The following is a 16,072-nucleotide window of genomic DNA, read 5'->3' as shown; positions in this document are numbered from 1 at the left end:
CTCTGCCCCGCGAGTAGGTATCAACTTATGCGCAAACTGTCAGTTGACATAGTCCCACTCATAAGCGGACTATCAGAGCGCATGGTAACTGTGGCTTAACGGTTGGACGGGGAGGAGGTGGCAGGACGTGACCATGGAATCCTCGTACCTCGAAGATCAGCCCTCCACCGGGCAGGAGCGAGTGGTCCAGCGGATCTGCGCGCGCGTGGCCGGGCCGGCAGTGGGAGCCGGCGTGCACGTCGCGGGCCTTCCGCTGGGTGGCCTCCAGGTCTGGCTGGACAGCCCGGGTCACCGCTGGCGCTTCCACCACCGGATGGCCCGCGAGCTGCGGCTGGCCGGCTGGCACACGGAGACGGGACCTGATCGGCTGCTGTTGCTCGGGTGGAGTGCGGTCTGCCTGAGCCACCGGGCCAGGATGCTCAGCGCGGCCCTGGCGGGACGGCTGGCCGACTTCGACAAGACGGCCTTCATGGCCGTCATGATCGCCACCCGGCTGCGCCACGAGGGATTCCCCGTGGATGAGCTTCCGGCCGAGGTGGAGGCCCGCTGCAGCGACGCGCTGCGCTGGCCCGCCCGGCTGGACGACCTCGACGGCCTGGAACGCAGGTCGTCGCTGGAGCCGCTGCGCCTCAGGCTCGCCCAGGTGGCGGGGCTCGAGGCCAAGGTCGCCTGCCGCTGCGGCGAGCATCTCGCGCTCGTCTCGAAGGTCGCGCGTACGGTGGCCGGCGGTGCGGTGCCGGCCAGGTCGCGCGCACGTTCGTCGGCATCGTGCTTCGCCACGACGGGTTCATCCCCCGGGGTGGGGCTGACCGAGCGCATGGTCTGCGTCAGCGTGCCCAACGTGACCACCACCGGCGCGGGGACGGCGCGATGACGCCGACGCCCATCCGCGCACCCAGGGCCGCACCGGTCCCGGGAGCCGTGGCGTGGCCGCGGCACCGGGTCAGGAGGCGGTCCGCTCACGACATCGGTGTCGACCCGAAGTTCCCCGCCGCGCTCGCGCTGCCGCCCGGCGCGCCGCCCACCGGCCACAGGCCCTGGGGCGTCGCGTTCCGGTGCGCGTGCGCAGGAGCGGGAATGCTGGCGCTGTCATCAGAGAGCGGGAGGCCGGCGGCCGAGAACGGCCGGCCCGCCCTGCTCGTTTCCTGGGGGCTCGTCCCCCGTGCGGGACTGGTGGCCGCGCTTGTGCCGCTGGCCCCGGCGCTTCCCCATCCCTCCGGCACCGTGCGGCACGTGCCCGACTTAGTCGGTACGGTGCTGTCGACCAGCGCGTTAGCGGCTGGCACGCTGGCCGACGCGAGGGGTAGCGCCTGGGGCCGGCTTTATCGGTGTTCGCCGGGCCGTGCGACCGCGGCCACGGTGCTTCGCGCGGGGTCGTACGCGACCTCGCGGCGGCGCCGTGCGCGCGCGGTCGACCTGCGGCACCGGCGACGTAGCGGACTCCCTTCGGCGGCGGGCGCGTTCTGCCCGTCCGGCGCGGCCTCGTTCGCCGTGCTCGCCATGGGACCGCCTTGTGTGGAGACGGCCGTGCTCCTGCCGGCCCTGATCGCGGCGACTCCGGCGGCCACCCCGGCCGTCCGCCGCGTCGGGATCGGCGGAGCCGTCTACGGCGGAGGCTTCGCTCTGGGCGGAGGTTGCGCGCCGCTGCTCGCCCACCTGTCTTCCGACGGGTGGCGCCTGCTCGGCGCGGTGCTGGTGGGCGCCGGATTCGGCGCGTTCGCGGTCGGCCTTCTGGCGGGGACCACCGCGATGACCGAACCCGGTCAGCACGCCTCCGCGATCGGCACCATCGGCACGTGGGCGCTGCTGGGTGGGGTGATCGGCGCGATGGGCGCCACAGTGCTGATCCGGCCGTTCTCGGAGGGGCCCGGGTCCGGGCCCGTCTCCGTCCTGGTGGCCGTTCTCCAGGCCGCCGTTCTGCTCGCCGCCACGGCGCAGGTGCGGGTCGCCGGGGCGTCGGGCCATGAGACCGAACCTCGATCTCAACGCGCGGCGGAAGAGGGGCCGGCGATGCCTCGCCGGCTCCTCGCCGGGCCGCGCGGCCATCCGACCCCAGTACGGAACGCGGCCGAGGAGGAACTGGCCCGCTTCCCTGCACACGACCCCAGGGTCGTCAACCCGCGATGAACAGGAGCGATCATGCTCGCCGATGAACTGCGCCGGTCACAACCGCATGAAGTGCACGCACGCGGGGCACGCCACGCGCCGCCGTCCTGGGGCGAGGACCAGGGCGAGACGCCGCCGGCCGAACCGCCGCGCACCGTGCACCGGCTGCGCCGCATCCGGCAGGTGCCCACGCGGGCGATCACCGTGATCGACCACCCGTTACGCCACCCGGCTTCCTGACACCCACACCCTTCCCGCACAGGAGGAGAAACACATATGCGCACCGTCCTCGCCCGGAGTATGCAGTGAGCCGCGGGAGGGTGGGAGTGATCGTGGCGCCCGCCAACCCCTCGGCGGAGCCCGAGCTCACCCGACTGCTCGGGTCGCGCGCTGACATGCACGTCACGCGCTTCCCGGTACGGCCAGGACAGTCCCTGGCAGAACGGCTGGAAAGCTACAACGAGGCCCTGCCCTCCATGGTCTACGCGTTCGACGCGCTGCCGCTGAACGCGATGGTCATGGCCTGCAGCGAGCCCCGGTACCTGCTCGGCCCCGACGAGGACCGCGACCAGTGCGCCGAGCTGACGGCCGCGACCGGGGTGCCCTTCGCCTCGGCCACGCAGGCCACACGCGAGGCGATGGAACACGCCGAGGTCAACGACATCGTGCTGGTCTCCCCGTACCAGCCGTGGCTGACCGAGCTGGCCGAGCGGTTCTGGAAGACGACCGGCCTGAACGTCACCCAGGTCATCCAGGTACGCGCGAAGAACGGCTACTCCTCGTACGCGGTCACCCCAGCCGAGCTGATCAGCCAGGTCGAACTGGCGGAGCTGCCGCCGGACGCGGTGCTGCTGTTCACCGGCACCGGCATGGCCACGCTGCCCGTGCTCGGGCCCCTCAGCGCCGGCAACGACCGGATCCTGCTGACCTCCAACCTCTGCACGGCCTGGTGGGCGCTGTCCCGGGCCATCGGCCAGCAGGTGACGCTCGGCCGCGTGCCGCACCGCCGGTACATGGGAGGCGCGGCATGAACGGCGTCATCGTGGTGGGAGCGGGACCCGCGGGCCTGACCGCGGCGCTCTCGCTGGCCAAGGCCGGCATCCCGGTCACCGTGCTGGAGCGCGAGAGCGAGCTCAGCAAGCAGACCAGGGCCTGCACGTTCCATCCGGCCACGCTCGACCTCCTCGACGACCTGGGGGTGGCCTCCCAGCTCGTCGCCAAGGGTCGCGTCGTCGACCGGGTGCAGTGGCGCGACAGGTCCGGCATCGTGCTGGCCGAGATGGGCATGAACCGGCTCAACGGCCTGACCAGGCATCCGTTCCGGATCCACGCCGACCAGGCCTCGCTCACCCCGCTGCTGCTCGCCGCCCTCAGCGCCTACCCGGACGTGGACGTGCGGTTCGGCACCCACGTGGACGGCGTGACAGAAGGCGGCACAGGGATCCGGGTCCGCGTCGGCCACACCTGGACGCGGGCCCGGTACATGATCGCCGCCGACGGCGCGCACAGCACGGTCAGGGGCTCCCTGGGCCTGCCGTTCCCCAGGTCCGCCTATCCGACGCAGGCGCTGCGGGTGTTCACCGACTCGCCGCTGGACCGGCTGCTGCCGAGCCTGGCGCCGCTGACGTACGTGCGGGACGTGCAGCAGTCGTGCACGCTGCTCGGGCTGCCGGACCACTGGCGGATCATCTTCAAGATCCCCTGCGACGCGCACGAGCCGCTGTCGCCGCCGAACCTGTCCCTGCTGGTCCGCCGGGCGCTGCCCGGGGCGAGCGGGCCGATCCACGTGACGGGCGCCGACCGGTTCGGCCTGTCCCGGGGCGTGCTGACGTCGTACCGGTGCGGCCGGGTGCTGTTCGTCGGCGACGCCGCGCACCTGACCTCCACGGTCGGCGGGCTCAACATGAACGCCGGCATCCACGACGCGGCCGAGGTGGGCCAGGTGATCGCGGCCGTGATCGGCGGCTTCGCCCCGCCGGCGGCGCTGGAGGCGTGGGCCTGGCGGCGGCGCTCGGTGCTGCTGCAGCGGGTCATCCCACCTCGCGAGACCCGGCTCGTGGGCGTGCGGGAACGTGACAGCGCCAGGCTGGCGGCCGCCATGGCCGGGCTGCGCGCCATCGCCGGGGACCCTGACGCGACACGTGCCTACCTGGCACAGGCCTCATTACTGGACACCGTGCCAGGGAAGAGGTGACGACCCCCCGTTCCGCGTACTGACTGGAGGAGGTGTGACGCCGGATGTGGCGAACCCTGTCTGACGATGCTCGCCAGGCCATTCGCGACCTGTGCGACAAGCACGGAGCCCGCCTCTACGACTACTGCCGCACTGAGCTCGCCGCGGGCGATGCCGAGCAGGCGGTGGCCGGTGCGGCGCTGACGGCGCACCTGTACGCGGACCGCGTGGTCGATCCCGCCCTGCGGCGGCCCTGGCTGTACGCGGTGGCCCGCGCGCACCGGGCGTTCGTCGCCAAGCCCGCGAGCATCGGCTCGTGGTCGCGCCCCGGCCGGATGTCGGAGCTGCTGCCCGAGGCGCTGCTGTCCCTGGGGCGCCCGCAGCGGGAGCTGCTCGACCTGTCCATGCGCCACGGCCTGGCCGACACGGAGATCGCCGTGATCTTCGAGCTGCGCCAGGACGAGGTGCGGACCATCGTCACCCAGGCGGCCGCCTCCCTGGAGGAGTGGTTCGCCGCGATCATCGCCGCGCGGGGGCGCGACGGATGCCCCGACCTGACGGCACGGGTGTCGGCGTGGGTCGCCGCGCCCGGCCGGCGGGCCAGGGCCAGGATCGGCCGTCACATCCAGTCCTGCGCGACCTGCCGGGCCGCGCCCAGGACCATGTCGGCGGCGGCGCTGCTGCGCCGCCTGCCGATCACCACGTTGCCCGGCACACTTCCCAACCGGCTGGCGTTGGCGCAGCCGCTGCCCGGCGAGGGGCCGCTCTGGCGGGCAGACGGCTTTCCCGTGCAGGCACGCACACTGGTGGAGACCGGTCCTTCCCCGGCTCCTCCGGTCGCCGACGCCACGCCGCAGGTCCCGGTCGCCGACCCCACGACGGCGACCTCGGGAAAGCCCTGGTCGGCGGCGGGCGCGGCTGCCGCCGACCAGGAGCACCCGGCGGCACCCGCCGTGCGCGGACGGCACCCGTTCACGCCGCCGAGCCGTACCCGGGCCTTCCGCGGCGGCGCGTACGGCGACAAGCTCGTCTACAGCGCCGCCATCAAGGGCTCCGGCAACGGCTCCCACAGCGAGGGGGCCATCATCCGGTACGGCGGGATCACCCTGGACGGTGATCTGGTCGAGCTGCAGGACGGGCAGGTGCAGGAGTTCTGGCGCGACCGGCTGGACGACGACGATCCCGAGTCGGGGCCGCCGATCAGGGCCGTGGCCAGGCTCGGGCTGATCGTGGGCGTGGGCCTGCTGGTGGCGGGGCTGGTCTGGGCCGTGATGAACGCCCGCCAGCATCCTCCGCAGCTCACCAAGGCGTCGGCGCAGACGGGCAGCCTGCTGGACGAGGCGCCGCGCTGGGTGGCCGGGGTGGCCCCGATGGCCGCCGGGTCCGGCCTGACCCGCATGGCCAGGAAGGCCGAGCTGCCCAAACCCGCGGCGCCGGTGGCCAGGCTGTCGCCGGCGACGGCGTGGCTGGGCTCGGGGCGTACCGGGACGTTCGCGCTGTCCTGCTCGGGGCAGTGCGAGATCGTCTCCGCCAAGGGCACCGACGGCATCACCGTGTCCGGCGGCACGTTCGAAGTCGCCGCGCCGCTCTCGCGGCCCGGCTGCTCCGGGCGGTCGAGCGTGGAGCGGGGGAAGATCACCGTCCAGTGGGCGGGCCGGGCGAGCGGCGACGGCAAGACCACCGGCGGCACCGCCGCCGGAGGCGGCACCCTGGCCATGAGCGTCGCCTGGACGGTCAAGCACAAGGGCACACGGATGCTCGACATCCGGCGCGGCGTCGTCTACTGCGGGTGAGGGCCCCGGGCGGCGCGCCCGAGGCCCCCTCATGCCGCTAGAAGAACGAGAACTCGGGCTCGGGCTGCGGCAGCTCGACCCGGTCGGGACCGCGGAACCTGGTCGTGTCCTGCGGCACGTCCGCCAGCGGAGTGCCCAGGACGAACGGGACGACGACGCTGGACCTGGCCAGGTCGACCGTCACGATCGCGCCCGTGCCGCTCTCGTCGCTGTAGGTCGAGTCGGTGCCGGCCACCACGAGGCCGACCCGGTGGCCCTTCCTGAAGGTGTAGTCCTGCGGCAGCGTCAGCCACTTGACCGTCCCGTACGTGCCGGGCGGCAGCGGCGTGGCCTGGCTGAGCGAGCCGCGGTTCTGGACGTCGATCCAGCCGCGGGCGACGATTTCGAGCGGGCGGGTGGCCACGTTCGTGACGACCTTCTTGTAACAGGCGTCGTCGGCCGCGGTGCTCTCGCCGTAGCAGTCCTCCTCGGCGAGCGTGGTGATGCCCTGGCCGCGGCGCCAGTCGACGCGGGTCTCCTCGCCGAAGTCGACGAGCAGGGCGGTCAGGTTGGAGGTGGGCTTGTCCAGCTTGACCCGCAGGTCCGCGGTGGGCGTGCCGGACAGGCGCAGGTCGAGCGGGAGCGCGCCCGTGGTGAACGCGACCCGTCCGGGGTTCGCCGTCCCGACGTCGGCCACCATGTCGGTCTCGGACATGGCGACGTCGGTGAAGGAGGCGGTGCTGTTCCTGGCGGCGGGCTTCAGACCGAGCGAGCCGCCGGGCCCGGGGCGCAGGGACGCCTTGAGCGCGAACGGCGCCGGCCAGTCGCGCTGGGTGATCCAGCGGGCCGGGCCGATCTCGACGTCGGCGCGGGGCTCGTTCGTGATCCCGTTGCGTACGCCGTGCAGCCAGTAGTCGAACCACCGGTGCAGGGTGTCCACCCAGAGCGCGCGGCGGCCCTCGAAGTCGAACGGGTCCACGTGCTGGGTCTGGCCGACCCAGATCTTGCGCGGCACGTTCCGGTCGGCCAGGGCCTTCCACCAGGCCGAGAAGTTGTCGGGCTTGACGTTGAGGTCGTTGACCGTGTGGACGACGAACACGCTGGCCTTGACCTTGGAGGCGTCGCCGAGCAGGCCCTTGATGTAGTCGCGCTCGGCCCAGAACGGGTTGTAGTCACCCGTGTCGTCGCCGTCCTCGGCGTCCATCTTGTCGCGCACGGCCTGGCACTTGGCCTCGGGGTCGGTGTCGACGTAGTTGGCCAGCCAGGAGGCGTAGTCGAGGTTGTAGATGACGCCGTTGGAGCGCTGGTACTTGTACCAGGAGCTGATGGCCGAGATGGGCACGATGGTCTTCAGGCCCTCGACGCCGGTGGCGGCGACGGCGTTGGCCAGGGTGCCGTCGTACGACTTGCCGATCATGGCGGCTTTGCCCGTCGTCCAGTCGGCCACGGCCGGGGTGCCGTCCGCCCTGAACGCCTTGGCGCGGCCGTTCAGCCAGTCGATGACGGCCTTGCCGCCCAGGACGTCCGCCTTGCCGCCGATGTCCGGGCAGCCTTCGGACCGGGTGGTGCCGAGCATGTCGACGTTGAGGACGGCGTAGCCGCGGGGGACGAAGTAGTTGTCGTAGAAGAGCGGGAATTTAGCGACATTTCCGGCGGCGTCGTAAACCTTGCGCTCTGCTTCGTTTCCGCGGCCCGAGTTGTCGTAGTACGGGCTCTCATCGATGATCACCGGCACCTTGAGTCCCGGGCCGGACTCCTTGGGCCTGATGATGTCCACCCGTACCTTGTCGAGTTTGCCGTCAAGGTCGCTGTCGACGGTCGACTCGACGTACGCGTGCTCGCGGACGGCGTCCGCGTAGGAGAAGACCGGCTGCGTACGGCCGTTCTGGACGGTGATGGCGGGTGCTGCCGCCGCTTGGGCGGGAGTCGCGATCGCGAGGGTGAGGGCGACTGCGAAGAGGGCCGGGCGTAATTGTGGCACGCGTGACCTCCGGGACGTGGGTCGATTAACCCGCAATCTCTCAGACCGCTCGGGGGCCTGACAAGATTTCCTCATGCGAGTACGGGATCGAGTACGAGGCTGCCTCCTCGGCGGCGCAATCGGCGACGCGCTCGGGGCGCCGATCGAGTTCCAGTCGCTGCGGGAGATCCGCAGGGAGCACGGGGCTGAGGGCATTACCGGATATGTCGCGACGTGGCGCGGGAAAACCGGCCTCATCACCGACGACACCCAGATGACGCTCTTCACGGTGGAAGGGCTGCTCGCCGCCCGCGCCGGCGGATCGCCGGTCTCGGGGAACGGTAACGCGCAGGAGCCGGGTGCCGGCCGTGACGCGCCGGAGCGGGCGGCGTATCCGTACCAGGGGGTGGTGGAGCCGGTGCGGGCGGCGTACCTGCGCTGGTTCGAGACCCAGAACTACGTCGGCCCGCTGCCTGAGGACCGCCCGCACCGCACGGGGTGGCTGCGCGAGGAGATCTGGCTGTACTCGCGCAGGGCGCCGGGCAACGCCTGCCTGTCGGGCCTGCGCCAGCGCTTCCCCGGGCCGTCCCCGCTGGGCCGGCCCGGCCCGGTGAACCCGAACTCGAAGGGCTGCGGCACGGTGATGCGCTCGGCCCCCTTCGGCCTGGTCGCGCTCTCCGCCGAGGGGGAGCGGCCCGACCCGCGGGAGGCGTTCGAGGCGGCGGCGGCGTGCGCGCAGATCACCCACGGGCACCCGACCGGCTACCTGGCCGCGGGGGCGTTCGCCGCGATCACCGCGTGGCTCATGGCGGACGAGGCCCTGGAGCCCGCCGTCCACCGCGCTCTGGACCTGCTGGCCGCCTACCCGGCGCACGACGAGACCAGCGCGGCCCTGCGCGCCGCCGTGGCGCTGGCCGCCGCCGGCGGCGCGCACACGCCGGAGCGGGTGGAGTCGCTGGGCGGCGCGTGGGTGGCCGAGGAGGCGCTGGCCATCGGCGTCTACTGCGCCCTGGCCGAGCCCTCCGCGGAGCGGGCCCTGCTGCTGTCGGTCAACCACTCGGGGGACAGCGACTCCACCGGCTCGGTGTGCGGCAACCTGCTCGGCGCCCAGCACGGCGTCGGCGCCCTGCCCGCCGCCTGGCTGCGCCCCCTGGAGGGCCGCGACACGATCGAACGCCTCGCCCTCGGCCTGGCCTGACCGACAGGCGCCCCGTCCCGGGCGAGATATTGGGATGCGCGCCCCCTGCGGTGTGGGGCAGCATGGTCGGTTGGCTCCGGGGACGCGGGGCTCAAATATCCTGAAAGCAGTATGGGAACGCCTTCCTTGTCCTCTCCACTCGCCGAGCTCAACTCCCGCCTGCCCGAGCTCATGCCGCGCGACCAGCGGCGACTGCGGCGCAGGCTCGACGGCATGCGCCGGGTGCGGTCACGCGACGCCCGTGACAAGATCGTCGCCGAGATCCTGGCCGACGTCGAGCGCGCCGAACAGCGGCTCGTCCGGCGCCGCGAAGCCGTACCGGTGGTGAAATATCCGGAAAACCTGCCGGTCTCCCAGCGAAAAGACGACATCCTGGCGGCCATCCGCGACCACCAGGTGGTGATCATCGCGGGCGAGACGGGCTCCGGCAAGACGACCCAGATCCCCAAGATCTGCCTGGAGCTGGGCCGCGGCGTACGCGGGCTGATCGGCCACACCCAGCCCCGCCGCATCGCCGCCCGCACGGTCGCCGAGCGCATCGCCGAGGAGCTCGGCACCGACCTGGGCGAGGTCGTCGGCTACAAGGTCCGCTTCACCGACCAGGCGAGCGACCGCACGCTCGTCAAGCTGATGACCGACGGCATCCTGCTGGCCGAGCTGCAGAACGACCGCCTGCTCGACCAGTACGACACGCTGATCATCGACGAGGCCCATGAGCGCAGCCTCAACATCGACTTCATCCTCGGCTACGTCAAGCAGCTCCTGCCCCAGCGCCCCGACCTCAAGGTCATCATCACCAGCGCCACGATCGACCCCGAGCGGTTCTCGCGCCACTTCGACGACGCGCCGATCATCGAGGTCTCCGGGCGCACCTACCCGGTGGAGGTGCGCTACCGGCCGCTCAGCGAGGACGACGACCAGACCCAGGGCATCGTGGACGCCTGCCGGGAGCTGATCTCGGAGGGGCCCGGCGACGTCCTGGTGTTCCTGTCGGGCGAGCGGGAGATCCGCGACGCCGCCGACGCCCTGACCAAGGCCGAGTTCCGCAACACCGAGATCCTGCCGCTCTACGCCCGCCTGAGCGCCGCCGAGCAGCACCGCGTCTTCCAGCGCCACACCGGCCGCCGCGTCGTGCTGGCCACCAACGTCGCCGAGACGTCGCTCACGGTCCCCGGCATCAAATACGTCGTCGACCCGGGTTTCGCCCGCATCTCCCGCTACAGCCACCGCACCAAGGTGCAGCGGCTGCCGATCGAGGCCGTCTCGCAGGCCAGCGCCAACCAGCGCAAGGGCCGCTCCGGCCGCACCTCCGACGGCATCTGCATCCGGCTGTACGAGGAGGAGGACTTCCTCAACCGGCCCGAGTTCACCGACCCCGAGATCCTGCGGACCAACCTGGCCTCCGTCATCCTCCAGATGACCTCGATCGGGCTGGGCGACATCGAGGCGTTCCCGTTCGTGGAGCCGCCGGACCGCCGCCAGGTCAAGGACGGCGTCAACCTGCTCCACGAGCTGGGCGCGTTCGACGTCCACGGCAAGCTCACCGGTGTCGGCCGCAAGCTGGCCGGCCTCCCCGTCGACCCGCGCCTGGGCCGCATGGTGCTGGAGGCCGAGAAGAACGGCTGCCTGCGCGAGGTCATGGTGATCGCCGCCGCGCTGTCCATCCAGGACCCGCGCGAACGCCCGTCCGAAAAGCAGCAGCAGGCCGACGAGAAGCACCGGCGCTTCGCCGATCCCGAGTCCGACTTCCTGGCCTACCTCAACCTGTGGAACTACCTGCGCGACAAGCAGAAGGAGCTGTCCTCCAGCGCGTTCCGGCGGCTGTGCAAGGCCGAGTTCCTCAACTACCTGCGCGTACGCGAGTGGCAGGACATCTACAGCCAGGTGCGCCAGTCGCTCGGGGCCCAGCCCAACAGCGAGCCCGCGCAGCCGTACCACGTGCACGCGTCGCTGCTGGTCGGGCTGCTGTCGCACATCGGCGTCAAGGACGTCATGGACAAGCAGCGGGGGCAGGACGGCCGCCGGCCGATCCAGGAATACCTCGGCGCCCGCAACGCCCGCTTCGCCATCTTCCCCGGCTCGGCGCTGGCCAGGAAACAGCCGCAGTGGGTCATGTCGGCCGAGCTGGTCGAGACCTCCCGGCTCTGGGCGCGCGTCAACGCCAAGATCGAGCCCGACTGGGTCGAGCCGCTCGCCCAGCACCTGGTCAAACGCGCCTACTCCGAGCCGCACTGGGAGAAGAACCAGGGCGCGGTGATCGCCCTGGAGAAGGTCACCCTGTACGGCGTGCCGCTCGTGGTGGGCCGCAAGGTCAACTACGGGCGCATCGACCCCGACCTGTCGCGCGAGCTGTTCATCAGGCACGCGCTGGTCGAGGGCGACTGGGACACCCACCACCGCTTCCTCAAGGACAACCGCAAGCTGCTCGGCGAGGTCGAGGAGCTGGAGAACCGGGCGCGCCGGCGCGACATCATGGTGGACGACGAGGCGCTGTTCGACTTCTACGACCAGCGGGTGCCGGCCGACGTGGTCTCGGCCCGCCACTTCGACTCCTGGTGGAAGCAGGTCAGGCAGCAGACGCCCGACCTGCTCACGTTCTCGCCGGACATGCTGGTCAACGAGGGCGCCGACATCAGCGCCCGCGACTACCCCGACACCTGGAAACAGCTCGGGCAGCGGATGAAGCTGACCTACCAGTTCGAGCCGGGCGCGGACGCCGACGGCGTGACCGTCCACGTGCCGCTCCAGGTGCTCAACCAGGTCAACTCCGACGGCTTCGACTGGCAGATCCCCGGCCTGCGCGAAGAGCTGATCACCGCGCTGATCCGCTCCCTGCCGAAGGCCCTGCGCCGCAACTTCGTGCCCGCCCCCAACTACGCCAAGCAGGTGCTGGCGGGGGTCGAGCAGGGCGGCGAGCCGCTGCTGGCGGCCGTGGAGCGCGAGCTGCTGCGCCTCACCGGCGTACGCGTGCCGCGCGAGGCCTGGCAGCTCGACCAGGTGCCCGACCACCTGCGCATCACGTACCGGGTGATCGACGAGCGCAGGCACACGGTGGCCGAGGACAAGGACCTCGACGCGCTGAAGCGCCGCCTCGCCCCGCGCCTGCGGCAGACGCTCTCGCAGGCCGGCGACGACCTGGAGCAGACCGGCCTGCACACGTGGAGCTTCGGGACGCTGCGGAAGGTGTTCGAGCAGGGCCGGATGAAGGGCTATCCGGCGCTGGTGGACGGGGGCGACTCCGTCTCGATCAAGATCTACGAGACCGAGGCCGAGCAGCGCCGCTCCCACTGGCCCGGCGTACGCCGCCTGCTCCTCCTCAACGTCACAAACCCGGCCAAATCCCTGCTGGGCGGCCTGTCCAACCAGGCCAAGCTGGCGCTGTCACGCAGCCCGCACGGCGGGGCGGTGGCGCTGTTCGAGGACGTGGTCAACGCGGCGGTCGACAAGCTCATGCTCGACGCCGGGGGCCCGGCCTGGGACCCGGTGGCCTTCGACCGCCTCTACCAGCATGTACGCGCTCAGCTTTACGACACGGCGGCCGACGTGCTGTCGAAGGTGGAGCAGATCCTGAGCGTCTGGCACGAGGCCGGGGCCCGGCTCGACGCCCTGCGGGCGAGCGCGGCGACGGACGACATCCGCGACCAGCTCGGCAAGCTGGTCTATCCGGGCTTCGTCACGGCCACGGGCTATCGCCGCCTTTCCGACCTCCTCCGATATATCCGGGCGATCGACCGCCGCCTCGCCAAGCTCCCGGAGGAGCCCTGGCGGGACCAGGAGTGGATGGACAAGGTGCACAAGATCGAGGACGACTATCACGATGTGCTGGAGAAGCTCCCCCGGGCGCGGCGAGGGGATCCGGACGTGGTGGAGATCCGGTGGATGATCGAGGAGCTGCGGGTGAGCTTCTTCGCCCAGACGCTGGGCACGCCTACACCGGTCTCGGAGAAGCGCATCACCAAGGCGATGGAGAAGCTCACTCCATGAAGATCGAGGTGTCGAGCTTGAAGTCGACGGGGGAGGGCAGCGCGATCGGGGTGCCGGTGATCACTCTGGTCATCACCTGATAGGCGCCATCCTTGATATCGCTGAACGCGGTCACACTCGGCTCATCGGCGATCGGATCGATCAGCAGGTAGACCGGCACCCGGCCCAGGGCGTAGAGACGCCTCTTCTCCTCACGGTCGGTGTGGACACTACTGGGCGAGACGATCTCGGCGACCATCACCACCCCGGACGACAACAGCTCTCCCGGGCCCCAGCGAGGGCAGAGGGGGTGCGTCAGGACATAGTCGGGTATGAGCGAGTCTCGGGGGCCTTCGATGCAGACATTCAGGCCGCCGGGCGCTCCTCGCCATCCGCGCTCCTTGCACAGCGGAGAGAGGGCGTTGTTCAGGTCTACGGCCATCCAGGTGTGCTCTGGGGTGCCCATAGGACTCACAATCAGCTTCCCTTCGATGACCTCGACCCGGAAGCCGGGGAGGGGGGGGAGGGCATCGAACAATTCGCGGGCGGTGATCGGCGCTCGGGGGAGACGCACCCAGGTCGACTCCGGGTCGTCTTCGTGCTCTGCCTCGTCCGTGTGGCCTTCCTCGTCAGCGGAGCCGGAGTCGTGCTCCTGCTCCACCGCGTCGGTGTGGTCCTCCTCTTCCACTTCCACCGCGTCCGTGTGGAGCTCTTCTTCCACCATGGCGACCATGGAATCTTTCCCTTCGTATTCGAACGGACACGCTAAGTATTCCATCATGTGCGTGCTCGTGCCACACGAAACGGCCGCCCCGTAGGACGGCCGGCTCGCGTACCGGTCAGGCCGGGACGGCGTCCACGTCGCGTTCGTAGAAGCGGTGGCCGGCCACCGCCGTGGCGAACTTCTCGGCGATCCCGTCCCCCATCACCACCCCCACGTCGCTGGGCAGCCGCGCGGCCTCCAGGAGCTCCCGCCCCGACCCCACGGCCCCGATGGGCTTGCCGTGCTTGAACGCCTCCAAGACGAAGAACCGCGCCCGCCCCAGCGGTGCCAGGGCCGCGCCGTCGGCCGCCACCACCGCGTCGTAGAGGACCGAGCCGGCCGCGCCGAGCTGCCGGTCCACCTGGAGGCCGGCCACGGTGCCCTCCACCGGGGCCAGCACCTCGCAGATGGCGCCCTTGCCCTCCAGGGACTCGCGCAGGGCGGTCACCTCGGCGGCGTCCGTCCCGTCCGCCATGAGGATGGCGATCTTGCGGGTGGCGACGCTCTGCGGCTGGCCGGTCATGCTGAGTGCGGGGGAGGCGTTCGCGTGGACCTCGGTCCTGGGCGGCGCGGGCAGGCCGAGCCCCTGGGCCACCTGGGCGGCCAGGTCCGGGTGGATCTGGCCCAGGTGCCGCAGCACGCCCTCCTTGATCGGCGGGCGCTCCACATGCCCCAGCTCGAACAGGAACGCGGCCACGATGTGCCGCTTCTCCCAGTCCGACATGCTGTTCCAGAACAGCGTGGCCTGGCTGTAGTGGTCCTCGAAGCTGGGGCTGCGCTCGCGGATCTTCACGCCGTCCACCCGCTCCTGGTAGTGCCGGTAGCCGTCCGTGGCCTCGGGGCGGTCGCCGCTGATGGAGTTGGGCGAGTAGCTGGTGCGCGACTCGTGGATCAGGTGCTGGTGGAAGCCGTCGCGCTGGTCGTTGCGTACCTCGTTGACCGGCCGGTTGACCGGGATCTGCGGGAAGTTGGGCCCGCCCAGGCGCAGGAGCTGGGTGTCGAGGTAGGAGAAGTTGCGGGCCTGCAGCAGCGGGTCGTTGGAGAAGTCGATGCCGGGCACGACGTTGGCGGTGTGGAAGGCGACCTGCTCGGTCTCGGCGAAGAAGTTCTGCGGGTTGCGGTTGAGCGTCATCTTGCCGACGGGCCGCAGCGGCACCTGCTCCTCGGGGATGATCTTTGTCGGGTCGAGCAGGTCGAAGTCGAAGTCGTGCTCGCGCGACTCCGGCACGAGCTGCAGGCACAGCTCGTACTCGGGATAGGCGCCGCGCTCGATGGCCTCCCACAGGTCCCGGCGGTTGTAGTCGGGGTCGTTGCCCTGGATGCGCAGCACCTCGTCCCACACCAGCGAGTACGTCCCCAGCACCGGCCGCCAGTGCCACTTGACGAACGTCCCCTGCCCGGAGGCGTTCACCAGCCGGAACGTGTGCACCCCGAACCCCTGCATCATCCGGAAGCTGCGCGGGATCGCCCGGTCGGACATCAGCCACATGACCATGTGCAGTGACTCCGGCTGGAGCTGCACGAAGTCCCAGAACGTGTCGTGCGCCGACTGCGCCTGCGGGATCTCGTTGTGCGGCTCCGGCTTGACCGCGTGCACGAAGTCCGGGAACTTGATGCCGTCCTGGATGAAGAAGACCGGGAAGTTGTTGCCGACGAGGTCGAAGTTGCCCTGAGTGGTGTAGAACTTCGTGGCGAACCCGCGTACGTCACGTACGGTGTCGGCCGAGCCGCGCGAGCCCGCGACGGTCGAGAAGCGCACGAACGTGGGCGTCGGCGCCGACGTGTCGTTCAGGAAGGCCGCCGCGGTGAGGTCGCCGAGCGGCTCGTAGAGCTGGAAGACCCCGTACGCGCCCGCGCCTCTGGCGTGGACCACGCGCTCGGGGATGCGTTCGTGGTCGAAGCGGGTGATCTTCTCGCGGAAGTGGAAGTCCTCCATGAGCGTCGGCCCGCGGGTGCCCGCCCGCAGCGAGTCGTCGGTGTGGTCGACCGGGACGCCCTGGTCCGTGGTCATGGTGTGATCATCCAGCGGGACGCGGTCGGCGTCGAGCTGGCGGTGCTTCGGGTCGCGCTCCGGCTGCATGAAAGATCCCCCTATAGGCTTTGTCGGGCGACTTACCTGGATGCCCGTCCGGACGGC

Annotated in this window: 11 protein-coding genes; 8 read left to right on the top strand and 3 right to left on the bottom strand. The window is 71.0% G+C overall.

Annotated features, from left to right (window positions below; all coding sequences use genetic code 11):
- Window positions 1–127 precede the first annotated feature (127 nt).
- From ABZS69_RS07800 to ABZS69_RS07775, 6 genes are all read left to right on the top strand, one after another.
- Window positions 128–874: a hypothetical protein gene (locus ABZS69_RS07800; protein ID WP_355368244.1), complete on the top strand. Its 747-nt coding sequence runs from the start codon at window positions 128–130 to the stop codon at window positions 872–874.
- Complete coding sequence (locus ABZS69_RS07795) at window positions 871–2,127, top strand: hypothetical protein (protein WP_355368241.1); 1,257 nt, start codon at window positions 871–873, stop codon at window positions 2,125–2,127. Before ABZS69_RS07800 ends, ABZS69_RS07795 begins: the two co-directional genes overlap by 4 nt.
- 12 nt (window positions 2,128–2,139) lie before the next feature.
- Window positions 2,140–2,346, top strand: a complete 207-nt coding sequence (locus tag ABZS69_RS07790) for a hypothetical protein (RefSeq protein WP_355368238.1) — start codon at window positions 2,140–2,142, stop codon at window positions 2,344–2,346.
- Between the two features lie 65 nt (window positions 2,347–2,411).
- The gene (locus ABZS69_RS07785; RefSeq protein WP_355368235.1) at window positions 2,412–3,137 is read left to right on the top strand and encodes a hypothetical protein; all 726 of its coding nucleotides are present in this window, start codon (window positions 2,412–2,414) and stop codon (window positions 3,135–3,137) included.
- Window positions 3,134–4,300, top strand: a complete 1,167-nt coding sequence (locus tag ABZS69_RS07780) for an FAD-dependent oxidoreductase (RefSeq protein WP_355368232.1) — start codon at window positions 3,134–3,136, stop codon at window positions 4,298–4,300. Before ABZS69_RS07785 ends, ABZS69_RS07780 begins: the two co-directional genes overlap by 4 nt.
- 44 nt (window positions 4,301–4,344) lie before the next feature.
- A complete protein-coding gene (locus ABZS69_RS07775) occupies window positions 4,345–6,072 on the top strand; it encodes a hypothetical protein (protein ID WP_355368229.1) in 1,728 nt (575 codons plus the stop codon).
- 37 nt (window positions 6,073–6,109) lie between these two features.
- On the opposite strand, the gene ABZS69_RS07770 is transcribed toward ABZS69_RS07775, so the two are convergent.
- A complete protein-coding gene (locus ABZS69_RS07770; RefSeq protein ID WP_355368226.1) occupies window positions 6,110–8,032 on the bottom strand; it encodes a Xaa-Pro dipeptidyl-peptidase in 1,923 nt (640 codons plus the stop codon).
- 73 nt (window positions 8,033–8,105) lie between these two features.
- Between ABZS69_RS07770 and ABZS69_RS07765 the strand changes: the two genes are divergently transcribed.
- Window positions 8,106–9,209: an ADP-ribosylglycohydrolase family protein gene (locus ABZS69_RS07765; protein WP_355368223.1), complete on the top strand. Its 1,104-nt coding sequence runs from the start codon at window positions 8,106–8,108 to the stop codon at window positions 9,207–9,209.
- A gap of 111 nt (window positions 9,210–9,320) precedes the next feature.
- Entirely contained in the window at window positions 9,321–13,193 is a 3,873-nt protein-coding gene (gene hrpA, locus ABZS69_RS07760; protein ID WP_355368220.1) for an ATP-dependent RNA helicase HrpA, read from the top strand.
- On the opposite strand, the gene ABZS69_RS07755 is transcribed toward hrpA, so the two are convergent.
- Both ABZS69_RS07755 and ABZS69_RS07750 read right to left on the bottom strand, forming a co-directional pair.
- The gene (locus ABZS69_RS07755) at window positions 13,183–13,905 is read right to left on the bottom strand and encodes a Uma2 family endonuclease (RefSeq protein WP_355368217.1); all 723 of its coding nucleotides are present in this window, start codon (window positions 13,903–13,905) and stop codon (window positions 13,183–13,185) included. The two genes, hrpA and ABZS69_RS07755, sit on opposite strands and share 11 nt — an antisense overlap.
- 106 nt (window positions 13,906–14,011) lie before the next feature.
- Window positions 14,012–16,015: a catalase gene (locus ABZS69_RS07750; protein WP_355368214.1), complete on the bottom strand. Its 2,004-nt coding sequence runs from the start codon at window positions 16,013–16,015 to the stop codon at window positions 14,012–14,014.
- Window positions 16,016–16,072: the final 57 nt, after the last annotated feature.

This window comes from Nonomuraea sp. NPDC005650, from assembly GCF_040605375.1.
Classification (GTDB): Bacteria; Actinomycetota; Actinomycetes; order Streptosporangiales; family Streptosporangiaceae; genus Nonomuraea.
This window is presented reverse-complemented; position numbering and strand designations above follow the sequence as displayed.

What these genes read in the sequence shown, in the direction of transcription:
- ABZS69_RS07795 (WP_355368241.1), top strand. Translation starts at nt 871, where the DNA reads ATGACGCCGACGCCCATCCGCGCACCCAGGGCCGCACCGGTCCCGGGA.
- ABZS69_RS07765 (WP_355368223.1), top strand. Translation starts at nt 8,106, where the DNA reads ATGCGAGTACGGGATCGAGTACGAGGCTGCCTCCTCGGCGGCGCAATC.
- ABZS69_RS07755 (WP_355368217.1), bottom strand. Translation starts at nt 13,905, where the DNA reads ATGGTCGCCATGGTGGAAGAAGAGCTCCACACGGACGCGGTGGAAGTG.
- ABZS69_RS07780 (WP_355368232.1), top strand. Translation starts at nt 3,134, where the DNA reads ATGAACGGCGTCATCGTGGTGGGAGCGGGACCCGCGGGCCTGACCGCG.
- hrpA (WP_355368220.1), top strand. Translation starts at nt 9,321, where the DNA reads ATGGGAACGCCTTCCTTGTCCTCTCCACTCGCCGAGCTCAACTCCCGC.
- ABZS69_RS07750 (WP_355368214.1), bottom strand. Translation starts at nt 16,015, where the DNA reads ATGCAGCCGGAGCGCGACCCGAAGCACCGCCAGCTCGACGCCGACCGC.
- ABZS69_RS07790 (WP_355368238.1), top strand. Translation starts at nt 2,140, where the DNA reads ATGCTCGCCGATGAACTGCGCCGGTCACAACCGCATGAAGTGCACGCA.
- ABZS69_RS07775 (WP_355368229.1), top strand. Translation starts at nt 4,345, where the DNA reads ATGTGGCGAACCCTGTCTGACGATGCTCGCCAGGCCATTCGCGACCTG.